This is a genomic window from Streptomyces montanisoli (genome assembly GCF_017813245.1).
Classification (GTDB): domain Bacteria; phylum Actinomycetota; class Actinomycetes; order Streptomycetales; family Streptomycetaceae; genus Streptomyces; species Streptomyces montanisoli.
In genome coordinates, this window is sequence record NZ_JAGIQL010000356.1 from 1 (window position 1) to 1,371 (window position 1,371).

At 74.3% G+C, this 1,371-nt stretch carries 1 protein-coding gene; it reads left to right on the forward strand.

The window, feature by feature from the left end; genetic code table 11:
* Positions 1 to 1,371: transglutaminase TgpA family protein (locus tag JFN87_RS33125; RefSeq protein ID WP_209346213.1), on the forward strand; the 1,371-nt coding region annotated here is incomplete at both ends.

Here is a 1,371-nt window from a genome sequence, read left to right on the forward strand (position 1 = left end):
CCCCCCCCCCCCTGCCGCTCCCCCGCCCGCCCGCCCCCCCCCACCGGCTCCCCCGTCCTCTTACGAGCAGAAGCGGACATGCGAGATGCAAGGGAAACTGGAGTCCAGGGGAGTGGTCTACCGATCTGGCGTCGGCCAGGCGCGCCGACAGGGCACGGGGCCGCGCCCGCGCGCACCGGCCGCCGCATCGGGGTGGTCGCGCTCGGCATCGCGCTGGTCGTCCCGCTCGCCCTGCCACAGCTCGGCGGCGGCCTGCTCGCAGGACTCGGCGCGGGGAACGGCACGGGCCTGGGGGGCGGGGGCACGATCTCCGCGGTCAACCCGCTGGTGTCCCTCCAGGACGACCTCAACCAGAACGACGACCGCGAGGCGCTGCGCTACCGCACCAACGCACCGGACTCCCAGGACCTCTACCTGCGGATCATGGCGCTCGACGAGTTCGACGGCACGACGTGGCGGTTCTCGCAGCGCAAGGTCGGTGACGTACCCGACCGGCTGCCGACGCCGCAGGGCCTGGCCCCGTCCGTGAGCAGGACGAGGATCAGCACGAGCATCACGTCGGCCCCCTGGTACCGGCAGAACTACCTGCCGATGCCGTACCCGGCGGCGCACGTCTCCATCAAGGGCCGCTGGCGCTACGAGCCCGAGGGCAGGACGCTCGTCGGCGACCACGGCCAGTCCACCGGGGACGCGCGCTACACCGTCGAGAGCCTCCAGGTGAACCCGACGCGCGCGCAGCTGGCGACGGCGGGTGCGCCGCCGTCGTCGCTCCAGCGGGAGTACACCAAGGTGCCGCGTAACCTCCCCGGGGTGGTGAAGCGGACCGCCCAGCAGGTCACGGCGGGAGCGAGGAACAACTACGAGCGGGCCGTCGCGCTGCAGAACTGGTTCGCGGAGGACGGCGGCTTCACGTACGACACGCACGTCGACTCCGGCACGGGCCCCGGCGCCATCGCACGGTTCCTCAAGGAGAAGCGCGGCTTCTGCGTCCACTTCTCGTTCACGATGGCGGCCATGGCCCGCACGCTGGGCATCCCGGCGCGCGTCGCGGTCGGCTTCGCGCCCGGCACCCCGCAGGCCGACGGCACGGTCGACGTCGCGCTGAGCGACGCGCACGCCTGGCCCGAGCTGTACTTCCAGGGCGTGGGCTGGACACGGTTCGAGCCCACGCCGAGCCGGGGCAGCCTGCCCTCCTACACGCTGCCCGTGTCGCCCTCGGACACGGGATCCGACGCCTCGACGCAGCCGGCGGCGCCCGACCAGGCCGCGCCGTCCGCGGCGCCCTCGTCGTCGAGCAGCTGCGCGGCGCAGGACCGGCGCCTCGGCGCCTGCGACCAGGCCGCGCTTCCCGTGGCGCCGCCGACGGCCGGC